Here is a 16,976-nt window from a genome sequence, read left to right on the forward strand (position 1 = left end):
AAAAATGACAGAAACGAAACCCCATGATTTTCCCTGCCAGGAGGCTGCCCTAAGGGCTGCCGGGGTAGAGCAATTGAGGTCGACCGATGGACTTCCTGAATCAATTGTGGATGAATGGAAAAAGATTGTCAGGGAATCTAATAATGCCCAGGTGATGCTTCGCATTCCCAGGGAAGCTAAAATTAAAAATCCAATTGAAATAAATTATTGTCTTGATCAGAAACTCCCCCATCTGGCTGAGGATCACCTGATTGTGGCGGAGGCCAACAGCCAGGTCATGATCGTAATAGATTACCGGGGTGATTCAGATTATGATCATGAAAAATTTAGCCATCAGGGCAGAAGCCTGGTAATCGCCGAGGATGGGGCCCATGTCACCGTTATCAAGGTGCAGCGCCTTGGTTTCGCCCATGGTCATGCTGATTACAATATTGCCAAATTAGGGCCCCATGCTGTGGTGAATTGGTTTACAATTGAATTGGGCAGCGCCGAGGCCAGTACCACCATTGTGAATGAATTGGTGGGGCAAGGCAGCCGAGTGATGGTTACCACCTTGTTTTTAGGAGATAAAGACAGAAGGCTGGAGCAAAATTATGAAATGATTCATTATGGGCCCCATAGCGTCAGTGAAATTAAAAACCACGGAGCCTTAAAGGATCAAAGTCAATCCTGCTTTAAAGGAACCCTTGATATTAAAAAGGGCGCTAAAAAAACTGAGGCCCGGGAGGGGCAGCGGGTGTTGCTGCTGAATAAGGGGGTTCATGCCCATGCCCAACCGATTTTATTGTGTGGGGAAGACGATGTGAAGGCCAACCATGCCGCCAGCGCCGGTCAATTGGAGGAAGAAAAGCTGTATTATCTCATGACCCGGGGGCTTACCAGGGATGACGCCAAAAGAATGGTAATTGAAGGTTCCTTCCAACCGTTAATTGATGAAATACCCCTGGCTGCTGTCAGAGATCAGGTTCAGCAGGAAATTACAAGGAGGTTCAGCCATGGAGAAGACCTATGATATAGATAAGATCAGGCGGGATTTCCCCATCCTAAACAGCCGGCCCTATGGCCGTCCCCTTATTTATTTGGATAATGGAGCCACCACCCAGAAGCCCCAGCAGGTGATCCAGGCCATGGCAAATTATTATGAAAACGAGAATGCCAATGTTCATCGGGGGGCCCATTACCTTAGCAACCTAGCCACTGAGGCCCATGAGGGGGCCCGTGATCGCGTGAGGAGCTTTATCGGTGCCAGGGATCGGGCCTCTGTCATCTTTACCTGCAATGCCACCGAGGGAATTAATCTGGTGGCCTATGGCTGGGCCATCCATCACCTCCAGCCAGGGGATGATATTATTATCAGCATTGCCGAACACCATAGCAATCTGCTACCCTGGCAAAGGGTGGCCCAAAGGACAGGAGCCAATTTGCAATATGTTTATTTAAACCCTGATGGCACCTTTAACCTGAAGGAATACCACCAGCTCATGAAGGGAAGGGTACGGCTGGTGGCCCTGCAGCACACCTCCAACGTACTGGGAACGGTGAATCCACTGAAGGACATTATTCCCCTGGCCCATGAAAGGGGAGCCCGGGTTTTAATTGATGGTGCCCAAGGGGTGCCCCATATGAAGGTGGATGTAGAGCAAATGGATTGCGACTTTTTAGTTTTTTCAGGCCATAAAATGCTTGGCCCCATGGGCAGCGGTATTCTTTATGTAAAGGAGGCCCTGCTGGAGGAAATCACCCCCCTCTATCTTGGAGGTGAGATGATTCACGAGGTAGAGGAACAGCATGCCACCTTTGCTCCTCCGCCCCTTTGCTTCGAGGCCGGAACCCCCAATGTGGGGGCCTCCCTGGGGCTGGCCAGGGCCATAGACTATCTGGAGGAGATCGGCCTCGAAAAAATTCATCAACATGAAATGAAGCTCACGGCTATGGCCCTCGAAGGCCTTCAAGGGCTGGACAATATAGAAATTTATGGTCCCTTGACCCTTGAATCCAGAAGCGGTGTCATTTCATTTAACGTAAAGGGGGTTCATCCCCATGATGTGGCCACAATTCTTGATCAAGAGGGAATTGCCCTGCGCAGTGGCCATCATTGTGCCCAGCCCTTAATGAAATACCTTGGTCTTGCAGCCACCTGCAGAATCAGCTTTTATTTATATAATACCCCTGATGAGGTAGATGCCTTTATCAGCGGAATTAAAAAGGTAAGGAGTTGGTTTCCCCATGGAGCTTAACCAGCTATATTCAGAAATCATCATGGAGCATTATGGGAAATCTCCCCATCGCCGTCAACTGACAGGGCAATGCCACAGCCAGAGGGGCCATAATCCCCTTTGTGGAGATGACTTAACACTGCAGGTGAAATTTCAGGGAGAGATCATTCAAGATGCTGCCTTTCATGGTGTGGGCTGTGCCATTAGCCAGGCATCGGCCTCCATGCTGATTGATTTAATCAAGGGAAAGGATAAAAGGGAAGCCCTGGTGTTGGTAGAGAAATTTGCCCGGATGCTGAAAAAGGAAGCCGGAGACTACGACTCCCTGGAGGATGCCCAGGCCTTAAGGGGCGTAGCCGATTTTCCCGCCAGGGTAAAATGCGCCCTGCTGGCCTGGTACACCCTTAGGCAAATCATAGAGGAAACTGCTTAGCCATAGATTGATAAAACGGTAAACCTACAGTATATGTCGGTTTATCGTTTTTATTCATTTTTTGATCAACTTTTATTATTGTTTTTCTTACTTCTTCCTCAAATTTTGAAACCCCTTTATTTTCACGTAATTTCTCATCCAAAGCCATTGCCCATCCCATTTCCCGGGAAATACGAATCCATTATTTCACAAAGGCTTTTAGGAAAAAGGTCCTGATTATCATTATAGATCCTTGGCATTTTTGTCAAATACTAAGGTTTTTTGTCTGACATTTTATTCAGCCTGTCCACTTTTCTTGACAAATCTTTTAGGCTTCCTCTGTTAAACTTTCCCTACAGCCTCCCAATCAGAAATTCCTGGGGCTTAAAATTAATTACATAAGTTAAGGAAGGTGTAAACATGGCAGAAAAAACCACAAGCTATCCCTTTGAAAAACGGATTTATTCACTTTTAAATTATAAAGGGCTTTTCTTTTTAAACCTTACGGCCTTCTTATTGGGAAGGGCCGGTATACTAGGTGAGCTTACTCCCTTTGGCATTGGCTTTTTCACAGCCCTATGCTGTAAAAATAAAAAATATATTTCCACCGCCCTATCGACTTACCTGGGAATTTTGACGGTACAGGGCTTCGCAGGGGCCATTCCTTACGGTCTTTCACTGGCCTTGATTGCTGTAACCTTTCAATATCTATTTAATACTCGAAAAATTAAAACCTTAACGGCAGCCCTCACGGGTGCCGGGATCTATTTAGTCAGTGTCAGCTTTTTTACGGTATTTGATCAATTTTATGTGTATGACCTCTTTATGAATGTCTTTGAGGCTCTGGTCATTTTCGTATCAGTTTATATCGCTTCCTATGCCATTCCCATTGCCCTCAATCAAAACCGTCGAAAGGTATTGGCCACCGAAGAAATCATTTGCGTGGCAATTCTTATGGCCCTAACCCTTTCAGGGGTTAAGGAGCTTGAGGTCATGGGTGTATCCCTAAAAAATATTTTAGGTATTCTCATTACTATCCTATTTGCCTACAATGGCGGCCCGGGAGTAGGGGCCTCCATCGGTGTGACCCTGGGGCTTATTACCAGCATGTCTGCCGCCACCGTTCCACCCATCATAATTGGTATTTTTGCCTTTTCCGGGCTGTTGGCAGGAATATTTAAGGACATGGGCAAAATTGGAAGTGCCCTGGGCTTTTTGATCGGAAACGTTATTTTAACCTTTTATATCAATGGCTATTATGAGGTGTTTATTCAAATCAAAGAGGTAATAGGTGCCTTTATCATCTTTTTACTGATTCCCAACAACTGGTTGGACCAGCTTCAAAAATACAGCAGCCCCGTTTTGGGAATCATTCATTCCACCAAAAACTACGGGGAAGAAATTCAATTGCGTATTTATGATCGGTTAAAGGATTTTTCCAATACCTTTATCGACCTATCCTCTACCTTTGAAAATATGACCCGGCAAATTGAGCAATTCGGTCAACGAGATTTAAGCCTGCTGTTAGATAAGCTGGCCATCAGTGTATGCAGTGACTGCGGAATGAAACGAAGCTGCTGGGAAAATAACTTCCTCAACACCTACCAGGGGCTCCAGGAGCTGTTGCTGTTGATCGAAACCAAGGGGGAGGTGAATGAACAAAGCCTGCCGGATCAAATTCAAAAAAGATGTATTCGTACCAGGGCTGTCACTGAAAAAATGATGACCTTGTACGAGCTCAGCCGATTAAACATGGTATGGAAAAAGAGGCTCCTGGAAAGCAAGGAGCTGGTGGGAGAACAGCTAAAGGGGGTGGCCAATGGCATATTACACTTGGCAGAGGAGCTAAACAGCGAAATTATTTTTGATACCGAGCTGGAGGATGCCGTCTATGTGGAACTGGACAAGGCGGGATTATCGGTCAAAAAGCTTTTGGTGTCAACCAATGAAGGGGGGAAAATGGAAATACAGGTACAAAAAAGGTCATGCTATGGAAACGGAGACTGTACTGAACGTTATGTTGACGTAATTTCCAAGGCTGTTGGCCTGGAATTTACCTGCAAAAACAGAAAATGCAACACCCACGATGCCTGCCAGTTTACCCTGGTGGAGGCCAAGCAATTTACGGCTGTAACTAAGGTGGCCAGGGTGACTAAGGAGGGGAATATTCATTCAGGTGACTCCTTCACCTTTAGTGACTTAAATCATGATGGCTTTATGATTGCCCTAAGTGATGGTATGGGAACCGGAGACAAGGCCTATCGACAGTCCAGTGCCACCATCAGCATGCTGGAAAAAATGATGGAGGCAGGCTTCGGCAAGGAAATGTCGATTAAAACCATCAATTCCTTGTTAATGCTGAAATCAACGGAAGAAATTTTTTCAACCATTGATATGGCGGTGATTGATCTTCACAATGGAAGGGCAGAATTCTCTAAAATCGGCAGTGCCCCCAGCTTCATCAAGCGTCAGGGGGGGAAGGTGGAAATTGTCAACTCCGCCAGCTTGCCCATGGGTATTTTAACCGATATTGAGGTACACGAAAACAGTGTGCAGCTAAAGGATGGAGATTTTATTATTATGGTTTCAGATGGTATTCTGGAGGCAAACGAAGAGCAGGGTGAGGAATGGCTGGTGAACCACCTGATGGCCACCAAGACCCGGAATCCCCAGGAGCTGGCAGATAAAATACTCCATGAAGCCCTCAGCTATACCCCCAACGGGCCAAAGGACGACATGACAGTTCTGGTAACCAAGCTGTGGGGGACCAGAAGCCATTAGATAAACATAAAAAAAGCGGAAACTAAATTGTTTCCGCCTTTTTTATGTCTCTATTTCATTTGAATCCCTAGGGATTGTTTAATGATGATGGCTACATCGCCACGATTGACAATATGATTGGCATTATAACTTAAGCCCTTGGTCATTCCCAGGTTATTGGCAACGGTTAGGTGGCTTTGGGGCCATTCGCCGGTGGCGGTATTTTCGTAGCCCAGCAGACGAATCATCATGGTCACTGCCTCGGCATAGGTAATATTTCCTTCGGGCTTAAAGGTCTGATCGCTATAGCCCTGTACCAGCTTGCGATTAACCGCCGTATTAATATAGCCTGAACCCCAATGGTTAGCCTTTACATCTTTAAAAACCGTATCTACCTGTTTTTTTGAAACAGCTTCTTCTCCGATCATGCGAACCACCAACGTGGCAAACTCCGCCCGGGTAATGGGTCTTTCCAATCCCAGGGAACCGTCATCATAGCCTTGATAAAGGCCTAAATCCTTTAAGTATGCTCCGGCAATTTCCTGCTGACTGGTGGTGTTGCCATAGGCAGCGGTCATGCTGAACACCAGCAACAGGCCTAATGCCAATATAATTATCTTTTTGAGCATAAATACACCCCCTTCTCTGATGCTACTGAAATTATATCAAAGATAGGGGGTGATGTATATTAAGGTTTGATGACAATTGGGCCCATTTTTTTAATTAAAAGGGTAATTTTTGAACTGCCCTGGAGCCTCTGTCGCCTGGTCGATAAAACTCTATGTCGGTTATATGCTCCAGTTTTTTATCAATCACTTCGCCATAAATGTCTACATCCCAAAGGCCTTCTACGTAGCGATATGCATCCTGTATAAATCTCCTGAACCTGGTTTCACTATTGTTTTGAATCCGCTGCCAGTCACGGTCGCTGCGGTTAAAGTTCCCCTCCAGGTCAATGGTCAGGGTATCATCCGAGCCTTCCATTACTCGATATTTAAAGGTAAAGGTATCGCCATCATATTTAAAGGTTTTGTAATTTTTATTTAAATAGGCCTCCACCTCATCCATCAACTCGGCTGAGCGAACCAGATCACCATCGAAGCTGAATCGAATAATTGGGTCCTGTTGGTTTTCCGCCACCAACTGGCCGTAGATGTTGACATCCTTGTAAACCCGTTCAATTTCTGTTTTAAGGCGCTTTAAGTATCTCATTTTCACCTGAGGACTCCATTTATCCACGTTCCGATTAAAGGTGGCAATCACATCCACATCATCTGCGTTAACGTAGACCTCATAGGTAAAGGTTGCATTATCATATCGTTTTAAACGCTTATCCAATGCATCAACGATCTTTTTAGAATCCGCATGGAGGTTTTCCTTATGCTCCGCCAGTCGGAAATCATAGTACAGTCTGCTGCCCCTTGTCCAATAGGAGGCATAAATCGTACCTCGGTAGCTGCTTCTTCGAATATCCCCTTGAATGACGACCTCATCATTATAAAGCTCCTGAACAGCATAGAAGATCTGATCAATCCAGCCCTCTATATCCCGGCGGCTAAGGTTGCTCCACCTGGTATAATCTTTACTGTCAAAATAGGCCTCAAGTCTTAGTTGGTTGGTACCTACAGCACGAAGCTGCAGGGTCATTTCAATATCCTCCAGCATATTGAGATTTTTCTTTAAATAAGATTCCATCTCTGAAAGGGATGTAATCCGCTGATAGGGTACCCTGCCGGTCTTCAAAAGACTAAGCTCCGTTTCCAGCTCGGCAATCCTTCTGTTCAGGCTATCCAGTTGATAATTCTTCTGGAAGGCCACAGGTACCACCGAAGAATTGGGGTCGGCTACATTTAATCGGTTTGATTCTAGCTTGATGACCCCCTTCTCTTCATCATAGTTATAATTCATATACAACTGATCGGTCAGCTCTTCTATGGGCATATAGATTCGGTTGTTATAAATAAATGGTTCATCTTCCAAATATAGTGCTTCCCCGTCAAGCTCCACCGTCAAGTTATTAAACCATGCGGTAATGCTGCGACTATAGGTTTGGGTAAAGGCAGGGCTTGTAAATAAAAGAATCAAGGCCAGTACCATCCCCATGGTTATTTTAGTCCTTTTTGGCATGACAGAAACCTCCTTAAAAATTGTCTATATATATTATCGTATTAATAGAAGGAAAACTTTACTCTTAAAATAGGTTGTAGAATTAATACCAACTCTTTTTCTAGTCTATTTGTTTCATTTTTATGACAATTGTCGAAAGGGGTAAAAAAATGGAGCACTCCTGTGCTATAATAAAAAAGGTAAAATTACCATTATTTTCAGCTATATAAATAATGTAAATATGACGATATATTGGTATATATCTGTTTTTAAAAAATGATTAACCAGAACTTTACCATAGAAAATAAAGGACAAGTGGAGGGATTTCCAGATGAAAAAGGCAGTAATGAAAATGAAGAGATACTTGGCGGTAACGGTCATATTTTGCATGCTGTTTCCAATGCTCCCCTGGTCAGGGCTGTTGGTGCATGCAGAAGTTGGCGACTATGACCCTGCCAATTATCGAGTCGACAGCATCAGCATTGGGAAAACCTACGATCAAGATGGAAACTTAACCAATATGTACATTGACATCGTGGGGGTTAATCTGCGGAATGCCGCCGTTAGAATTAATACCTATGAAGCCGGGCAAAGACTTCTAACGCCCTACCGAACCGTCAACGAAGGAGATTTCCTGAAGTTTGAGGTTTCGGGCAGCCAAATACAAGACGAAGCCTCATTCTTAGGGCAAAGCATTACCATAGGAAACTATACGGCTACCATTAATGAAAATCAAATTCCCAGCATTACAGATGTAACCAGAAAGGTAAAGGCTAGCTCCGCCGAGGCTGATGGAACCTTGACCATTACAGGTACACGATTTAATAATATTGGGTCAAACAACATCACCGCCCAGTATGGTCGGCCCGGCAGCTATCAAGATTTTCCTGGGGGACCTTATGATCCCGATAAAGCGGAGTTTAACAATCTAACCGGGGCCCTGGGGATGCAAAACATCGTCTTTATTAAATCCAATAACGAAAGCCACGATTTTCCCGGCTTTGGAGCCAGCCCGGTGAACACCAGCATCGTCCATACTTATACGAGCCAATTCAGGCTATATCAAGCCATGGATTTATCAGGTATTGAAATGACGCCTAACCGGGGGGAAAAGGGAGATACCGTCTACTTTAAACGGGATATACTCAATAACTATGACGTTTATTTCATGAGGGAGATTGATGGAACCGTGGCCTATTCCATTGCCAATCGGGGAACCGACAAAACCTTTGCCCCTGATGCCGAAGACGGTAAGGATATATTAACCGTTAGGGTGCCGGATTTACCCGTGGGGGAATATTATGTTGTTTTGACCAACCCGGTAATCGGAGACCCGGCCCTTAATGTCAATCAGGAATATATATTAAAAGATAAAGAAGGTAATTTTCAAAAATTCACCATTATTGATGCCAACATCAAGTCAAAGATTATTTCCGTACAGCCCAATTCCGGCCCCGATACGGGAACGGTAGTCAATATTACGGGGCAGTTTTTCGGCTCCTTAAATATTCCGGAATTCGTTCCTGGAAATAACAACATTACGGTTGTCACAGATCCAGAGTCTGCAAACCCTCAGCAATTGGAAATTTCCTATACCAATGGTACCTACAGGGGTCAAGCGGCTGAGGCTAGCAGAATCATTACAGTTTACATAGGGGGCAATACGGTATATCAGACCAGAAAGAACAGCCAGGATGAGACAGAGTTTGATTACAGCTTTAGCTCCAATCTGGATCGGTTAACCGTCAGAACACCCCAAATTACCGATGCCGACGTGAACCCTGTGAAGGATGTCATTGTTGAAACGGTCACTACGATTACAACCAGCTCAGGTACAGTGACAGTCAGGGAGCGTGCCGAGCTGAAGGACGGCTTTACCTATATTCCCAGTAAGATCGAGCCGGTTATCAACAGCGTTACCCCTGACAAAATTCAGGTGACAGGTACACCGGGGGATTATCAGATTCCTTCCGACCGGCTGGTGGCTGTTCATGGTGAAAACTTCATGATCCACCGTTATGTAAAGCCTGATGGCACTGAGGTGGTACGCTACCCGGTAATTGAATTTGGAAGCGAAATTGTCATAGATAAAAATACCACCCCTGAGCAGTATGTGAAGGTGCTGGATGCAGCGGGCCGAGAGCTGGATGGTACTACGGGAAGTGAGCTGGGAACCAAAATCCTGGTGATGTTGCCCCAGGGCACTTCAGTAGAAAACTTAGGTAAAACCTTTATTCGGGTCACCAACCCCACCAGAAATACCGAGGAAATGGGCTTAAGCACCCTTCAGCCGGATTTCATTGAATTTGTAAATCCTGAAGCCAATAAAAATCCCATTATTACCTCCGTCAGACCCGATACCGTGGCTGTAGATGGCGGCGAGGAAATTGTAATAGAGGGTAGCAACTTCTTAAATGGTGTGAAGGTATTTATTGACGGCCAGGAGGTTACCCCCATTACCCGTCAGGAGGATGGCCGAAGAATTACCTTCAAGGCACCCCCCGGCAGAGAGGGTGAAACCCAAATTCAGGTGATGAACCCTGAAGGGGGAATGGATACCAGACCCTTTACCTATGTGATTACCTTTACCAATCCCAGGATTATTGATTTTTCACCCAAGTCTGGTAACACCAATACCCTGGTGATTATCAAGGGAGAAAACTTCCTGAAGCCTGACCCAACGGCCACTGCCGAAAGCATTTATCGTTTAATTGGTACCAGGGTGATGTTGGGAGATCAGGAAATTAACGAGTATAATCTTGACCCCATTACCAAACGAATTACCCTGAGGGATTACACCTCACCGGCTGACGACCCGATCTTCTCCATTGAAAATGGCGGGCTTCGCTGGGCAGATTATTATAGTGGTGTTATCCTTGAAACCGAAGACCTGCCCCATCGCTTTTACACCATCGATGTAAATGGACGGGGAGAGGCGATTTTGTCAGACGGAGCCAGCAACAGCTATACCATTCGTTTGAATGAAGCCAAAGATGCCATTATGGCCGACAAGGAGGGGGGAAACCTTCACCCCTTAACCATCGAGCAGGATCATCTTATTATTGAACCGGCCGATGCCACCGATAGCCCTATTCGACTTAACATGAAAACCCTTTACAAGGTGGAAGGGAATCAAATTGTGGGAAATCGGGTGCGGGTCAACGATCGAAATGAAATCTATTTCAGAGTGCCTGTGCTGGGGGCCGACGGCTACTATGATTTAACCGTCATTAACCCCGATACCAAAAAAGACAGTCGAGTCAATCAACAGGGCTTCTATTACTATACACAGCCCCAATCAAGACCGCAAATTACGGCGGTTGACCCCAATGAGGGCTCCGTTAACGGCGGCTACACCATCGATATCATCGGGGTGGAATTTGAAGACAACGGCACCACCAAGTCCAAGGTTTACGTTAACGGTGTCGAGGTACCGGCGGCCGATACCGTGGTATCGGTGGACGGACGTAAAATTACCGTCAGGGTACCGGCCTACGATGGCGACTTAATGCAGGATCGGGGAACCAACCGTTTGACTGTACCCATTGTAGTGGTGAACCCCGATGGGGGAACTGCCAGTGAGGAAAAGGCCTTCACCTATGTAATTCCCAGCAGTTCTCCAAGAATTACCCGAATTGTTCCGGTAGAGGGAACAGCAGCCGGGGGGGAAATTGTAGAAATAACTGGTACCGACTTCCGATTCTACGAGCCCTATGATGATGCAAACCGGAACCAAATCAAAGACCCGGATGAATCCTTTAATGACCTGAACAACAATGGCATTTGGGACGATCTAGAGAGAATTGAACGGCTGCCGGGGGAAAGCGATGAAGACTACCAGGCCAGGGTCGATGAGCTATTGGGAAAAACAGAGCTTAACCATAGACAATACGACTACTACTATAACTCCCCTGTACTGCCCAAGGTTTTCTTTGGCGATCAGCAGGCTAAAATTGTGGAATTTTCCAGGGGCTACCTAAAGGTAATTACACCGCCGGGAGCTTCGGGCCAGGCCCAGGTTTATGTATTAAACAACGATGCCGGGTTATCCAACAAGGTAACCTATACCTATCGTTCCTCCAACCCTGCGATTACAAGAATTATCCCGAATCAGGGAAGCAAGCTGGGGGGCGATAGGATTGAAATTATAGGAACCGGCTTTGCCTACAGCGAAATGGAAATTTACCTAGATCGAGAAAGCAATGGTAGCACAGACTTTGAACGGGTCAATCAGCCCAGGGTAAGGTTTGGAAACATCACCAACCGCAATCTGCAAAGGGAGCAGGAAAACTCCGGCAGAATCGATAATAACCGGGCCTCTGTAAGCCTGGCAGGAAATTTACGGCTGGAATACGTGGGGAACCGCCAGGAGATTCATGTTCAAATTGAGGAAAATGGAAAGCTATATCAAGCCACCATTAAGGGCTACGATAACAGTATAAAATACATTCCCGTATCGATGTTAAAGACTGCTGATAATGAGGCATATCAAGGTACCGAGCTAATTCGTGTGGAGGTAAGTGACAGAAGGTTTATTGTAGAGCGGGGCTATGCCGTTACGGCTCAACTGGTGAATCCAACTCAAATTATGCTTCGAACCCCCAGCTATTATACCGTTGGGGTGGTACCGGTCTTTGTCATCAATCCCGACGGGGGCCAGGCCCAGGATAGCTTTGAATATAAAAACCCTGACAGCGAGCCTGTCATCACCAACATAACCAAGGAAGGCCTTGACCCGGTGCAGGAGGAAATTAACGGTGAGACCGTCAGAATCCTACGCATGACCCATAAGGGCGGCAACGTGATCAGTGTCATAGGACAAGACTTCAGGGAAGGGGCAATAATACAAATCTCCAATATTGCCACCATTGACACCAGTGAAATAGATTATCAGCTTCCCAACCGACTGACCTTTGAAATGCCCGATGTGGGCGAGGGTGCCATGGGAAGACTTCATCGGGTAGTGGTCACCAATACCGACGGAGGCGCCGCCTATTCCGATGAAAGTAATCCGCCAATCTATATTGAATTTATCAAGGGTGAAACCCAGCCCCAGGTTACTGCCGTAAAACCTGACCATGGGCCAGCCAGCGGCGGCACCAGGGTAGTTATTGAGGGGGCCGATTTCAGAGAAAGTCTGACTGGCTTTGAAGGTAACCAATTACAGGTTTTCTTTGGGGAGGCCCGGGTAGATCAGGACGATATCGAAGTGGTTGACTACAGAACAATCCATGTTATTGTACCGAAATCAAACAAGCATGGCCTGGTGGATGTCAAGGTTGAAAACCCTGACGGAGAGCTGGCAATTTTAAGGGGTGGCTTTACCTACATCAGTCAGCCTAAGATCACTAATGTAAATCCCTCAAAGATTTTAGCCAACGATACAGATACCGAGGTGACCATTAAGGGAGAAATGTTTATTTCCGGTGCCAAGGTTATCATCGGAGGAAAAATCATCAATGAAAGGGATCTGACCGACGATATGGATTTAAAGGGCAAGGGAATTCATGGGGTAGACGATTATGGCGACAATATCCACGTGGCTGTGGTGGGAGGCAAGGAGGCGGCTTCTGTAACGGTGGTTGATCAATATACAATCAAGGTGAAGTTTAACGAAGCCCTAGACCTGGAAAACACCCACCTGATCATTATCAACCCCGACGGAGGAATCTCAGAGCCCTATGATCGATTTGATTATGCCATCCCGGTACCTAATAAACCCATGGTACTGGAGGGAATTCCAGGAGCAGAATCCTCCATCAACCTGATTTGGTCAGATTCCGACAAGAACCTGCTAAATGCTGCCGATCGCTTTGAAATCTACGGCAGACGCATCAATGACCGGGAGTATACCTATATAGGTGATACCCGAAGCTATGAATATGTTGTTAAAAACCTGGAGCCCAATACCCAATATCGCTTAATGGTCAGAGCAATGAATCAATATGGTAGTGCCACAGACTATGCAGAGGTTACGGTACGAACCTTCAGCGAACGGGAAGATCAACAATTGAAGGATAAATTAGATGCCATGGATCGGGCCGATGAAAAGGTCAGAAAAGAAGGTAAGGTGGAGTATCAAAACAACACTGTCATCAGAACCATTGGTACCCAGGAAGTCCCTGTGGCGGTGGCACCCTATGTCATTGATTTTTCATTGTCACAGTATAAAAATCAAAACCGATATGTGGTGGCAATCCCCTTAACGGTGGCAGAAAACCTAAATCGAAAAATCGTGATTACCGACGGTACCATTGAATTTACCTTCCTGGCCAGGGATCTATACACCCGGGAGGCCATTCAAGTGCCCCAGGCAAATCGAAATGATGCCCATATCCATGTGATCATTGAACGGCTCAGCGGGCCATCGGCAGAATCTGTGAGAACTGCCCTGTCCAGAACCCAGATCAGGGCATCGGAGGTTTACGATATAGATTTTCAGCTTCAATCCGGCACAAGCACCCAGGCCCTAGGCAGCATGCTCCGGAATGGAGAAATTCGCTTTAAGCACGACAGCATGGCCTATGCTTCAGCCAAGGGAAGACAATTGTTTATCGGCCAGTATGATTATGCAAAGCATGGATTTAACAAGGTGGCCGATGGGCAGCAGATGTTTATTACTCGAAAAGGTCGGTTCATGCTCATGGCCCAACGCTAATGAAAGGAGAAAGCTTGATGAAAACATATCAGCAAAAAATAAGTCACCTATTAATACTGCTAATTCTCTTTACCTCCTTATCAGGTGTGGTCTATGGCATTGAGGATTTTACCTCTCAACCGGTGTACTCAGGAATGGAAAAGGGTCAAGCCCTTTTCCAAACCCTCAGGTTTAATGACATTAACAATCACTGGGCCAGGGAGGCAATTTATGAAATGTCTGCCCTTTCGGTAATGAAGGGAGTTAATAATACCACCTTTAGGCCCAACGGCACCCTGACCTATTTAGAGGCTTTAACCGTACTGGTCAGGGCAACCGGAGGCGAGGCGGCGGCCCAGCAATATGGAGAAAATGAAGCTCCCGATTCTGTAAGGAATATTTTGATACTCAGTGCTGTCGATAACTGGGCCAAGGGATATCTTCAGGTGGCCCTGGAGCAGGGAATCATCACCGATGAAGAGGTGGATGATATTATGGAGCTAACTCCCCAGCAGCTTAACAGCCTGGAGGAGCAAATCGTTACCAGAATGGCCTCCTTCCAAGAGGGAGACTATTCAGCCCAGGAGCTGGAAGCTCTGCAGGCTCAAATACGAGATCAGCTGGAAAACAGAACCGCCTGGAATCGGCCGGTTTCCCGTCAGCAGGTGGCCCTATGGGTAAGCCGTACCCTGGAATTAAACCCCAGCTATGGTAACCAGCTGGCCCGGGTTTATCAATTTTCTGACTGGCAGCAAATTGACACTGAAAAAATCCCCCATGTTGAGGCCGTCTTACAAAGGGGGATTATGTCAGGTGTATCAAACACTGCCTTTTCCCCCAGGGGAAGCTTAACCAGGGCACAAATGGCCCAAATCATGTACAACATCAATGATCAGCTGCTGGCCCGCCGGGGTCTGACCAAAATGGCCGGCACTGTGCTGAATAAAGAAACTGTTACCCAGCAGGGAACAGAAAAAATACTCTTTGGTATTCGAAATGATGATACCACTGTCAACTATCTGGCGGTGGAGCCTGGAGCAGGCAGGGACTTTATTGTTTTTAGTGAAGGGCGGTTGGGCCTTTCAAGCCTTTTAAAGACACAACAATATATAGAATATTACATTAACGATGCCCAGGAGGTTATCTATGCCAAGGCGGTAGCTTCCGCCGTCACTACCCTGGAGGGAACCGTAGAGCTGATGGACATGAATAACAGACGCTTGGCGGTACTGGATTATGATGATCAAAGACACCTTTTTGAACTGGCCCCCAATGTGCTGGTAAGTGTTAACGGAAAAGAGGCTGCACTTCAGGATATTGCCTATGGACAAGAGGTAACCTTAAGCCTTAGACAGGGAAATGTCATCGCCATTGAGGGCTATCTTGAGGAGGACCCCAATCTTCATGGCTATATTCCGCCAGGCAGCCGAACCAAGGTGGGAGACGTACTCTTTGCCAACAGCCAGGAAATAGAAATCAAGGTGGGAGAAGCCCGGGAAAAATACCGAATTGTTCCTGAAACCAGGCTTACCCGAAACGGCAGAAGTGCCAATCTTTTTGAGCTGAAGATCGGCGACAGGGTCATTCTAACCTTTGATGATATCTACAGTGCCGATATCTCAGAAATCAGGGCAGAGGACGACGAAAAACACATCCAGGGAGTCTACCGGGGTACGTTGGAATCTGTTCAAACCAGAAATAATGAAATCATATTGAATAACGTCACCCTTTATGATCAGGGGGTATGGAAAAAGCACCCCGATCAAAAAGTCAAGCTGAAAATTGACGGAAGTATCTATCGGGGCTCAACGACCTTAAGCCTTAAGGAGCTAGAGACCAATATTGGGAAGGAAGTGTATACTGCGGTAGAGAGCAGCTACGGAGTGGAACGGGCTGCCAAAACCCTGGTAAAGGAAGGCTCTACCCAGATTTTTGATAACAAAATTACCAATCTACAGTTTGGAAATGGCCGTATGACCGTCAACAACAATTATATCAACTTTAGTCCCGGTACTATTGTAATCAACAACAACCGACTGGTGGACAGATTAAATCTTGAGGTGGGGCAAACCGTCCATCTGGCATCAGATTTAAAAAATGGTGCCCGTAACGCCGCCTTCGTTGCGATTCAATACGGTGGTATGATTGATGACCGAATTGATGAAACCCGCCTGGTTGTCTATCGGGGAAGAATCAATGCCATTTCAGAATATGGCATTACCCTAAGCCGTATGTCGAATCAATTAGACTACCTAAGGCTTAGCGATAACCAATGGGTGGCTGAACAACGGCCAAAGCAGCTGACTTTAACAGAGGATACCTACATCTTTGACAGCGAAATTAAAGAAGAAATAGATAGCAGCTATTTCATCAGTTCACGTTTTGTTGATCCAAACTTAATTAAAAACCCAACCCTGAGAAGTCGTATCAAAAACAATCACTATGTGGGTAAAAATGCCTTTGTGGTGGTGAAGGAAAGCCATTATGACGGCCAGAAGGTTGAGGAGATATTAAGTATCAATCTGACACCTAACCTGAGCCATACCAGCCGTTTTGTACGAACCCACCACAGTGCGACGGCTACGGTACAATCGGTAGACCTCGATAATGAAGAATTGGTTTTAGGAAATGTTCGAAATTGGAATACCCTCAACAATCGTTGGGAGGCTTCCAGTGGCAATGAGAAGATTTCCATAGAAAAGGCGGTAATCTTGTTAAATGATAAGCCGGTGGATCGAGATAATCTCTATCTAATCAAAGAAAGGGCCCAGGTCTATCTAGTGAAAAATAAAAATGTATCTACTCAGGATGATGCCTACATCGTCATTATAGAACAGTAGAAGGG

9 protein-coding genes are annotated in these 16,976 nt (G+C 46.0%); 6 read left to right on the top strand and 3 right to left on the bottom strand.

What is annotated here, in order from left to right:
* Positions 1 to 4 precede the first annotated feature (4 nt).
* From sufD to sufU, 3 genes are read left to right on the top strand one after another with little or no spacing between them, the layout of a single operon-like run.
* Entirely contained in the window at positions 5 to 1,012 is a 1,008-nt protein-coding gene (gene sufD / locus ACYQ1I_RS07435) for a Fe-S cluster assembly protein SufD (protein WP_459763891.1), read from the top strand.
* Positions 996 to 2,237, top strand: coding sequence for a cysteine desulfurase (locus tag ACYQ1I_RS07440; RefSeq protein WP_459763893.1), 1,242 nt, complete (start codon positions 996 to 998; stop codon positions 2,235 to 2,237). The genes sufD and ACYQ1I_RS07440 overlap by 17 nt, the downstream gene beginning before the upstream one ends.
* Complete coding sequence (gene sufU, locus ACYQ1I_RS07445; protein WP_459763895.1) at positions 2,227 to 2,649, top strand: Fe-S cluster assembly sulfur transfer protein SufU; 423 nt, start codon at positions 2,227 to 2,229, stop codon at positions 2,647 to 2,649. Before ACYQ1I_RS07440 ends, sufU begins: the two co-directional genes overlap by 11 nt.
* On the opposite strand, the gene ACYQ1I_RS07450 is transcribed toward sufU, so the two are convergent.
* Complete coding sequence (locus ACYQ1I_RS07450; protein WP_459763897.1) at positions 2,630 to 2,809, bottom strand: hypothetical protein; 180 nt, start codon at positions 2,807 to 2,809, stop codon at positions 2,630 to 2,632. The two genes, sufU and ACYQ1I_RS07450, sit on opposite strands and share 20 nt — an antisense overlap.
* Before the next feature lie 239 nt (positions 2,810 to 3,048).
* On the opposite strand from ACYQ1I_RS07450, the gene spoIIE reads away from it, so the two are divergent.
* Positions 3,049 to 5,409 carry a stage II sporulation protein E gene (spoIIE, locus tag ACYQ1I_RS07455; RefSeq protein ID WP_459763899.1) on the top strand — a complete coding sequence of 787 codons (2,361 nt, stop codon included), beginning with the start codon at positions 3,049 to 3,051 and terminating at the stop codon, positions 5,407 to 5,409.
* A 50-nt stretch (positions 5,410 to 5,459) separates the two neighbouring features.
* Here spoIIE and ACYQ1I_RS07460 read toward each other — a convergent pair whose 3' ends face one another.
* Both ACYQ1I_RS07460 and ACYQ1I_RS07465 read right to left on the bottom strand, forming a co-directional pair.
* Positions 5,460 to 6,017, bottom strand: coding sequence for an S-layer homology domain-containing protein (locus ACYQ1I_RS07460; protein ID WP_459763901.1), 558 nt, complete (start codon positions 6,015 to 6,017; stop codon positions 5,460 to 5,462).
* 94 nt (positions 6,018 to 6,111) lie between these two features.
* Entirely contained in the window at positions 6,112 to 7,515 is a 1,404-nt protein-coding gene (locus ACYQ1I_RS07465; protein WP_459763903.1) for a stalk domain-containing protein, read from the bottom strand.
* A gap of 310 nt (positions 7,516 to 7,825) precedes the next feature.
* Between ACYQ1I_RS07465 and ACYQ1I_RS07470 the strand changes: the two genes are divergently transcribed.
* Complete coding sequence (locus ACYQ1I_RS07470) at positions 7,826 to 14,152, top strand: IPT/TIG domain-containing protein (RefSeq protein WP_459763905.1); 6,327 nt, start codon at positions 7,826 to 7,828, stop codon at positions 14,150 to 14,152.
* 17 nt (positions 14,153 to 14,169) lie between these two features.
* Positions 14,170 to 16,971, top strand: coding sequence for an S-layer homology domain-containing protein (locus ACYQ1I_RS07475; RefSeq protein ID WP_459763907.1), 2,802 nt, complete (start codon positions 14,170 to 14,172; stop codon positions 16,969 to 16,971).
* The last annotated feature ends 5 nt before the right edge of the window (positions 16,972 to 16,976 follow it).

Source organism: Alkaliphilus crotonatoxidans, from assembly GCF_054658015.1.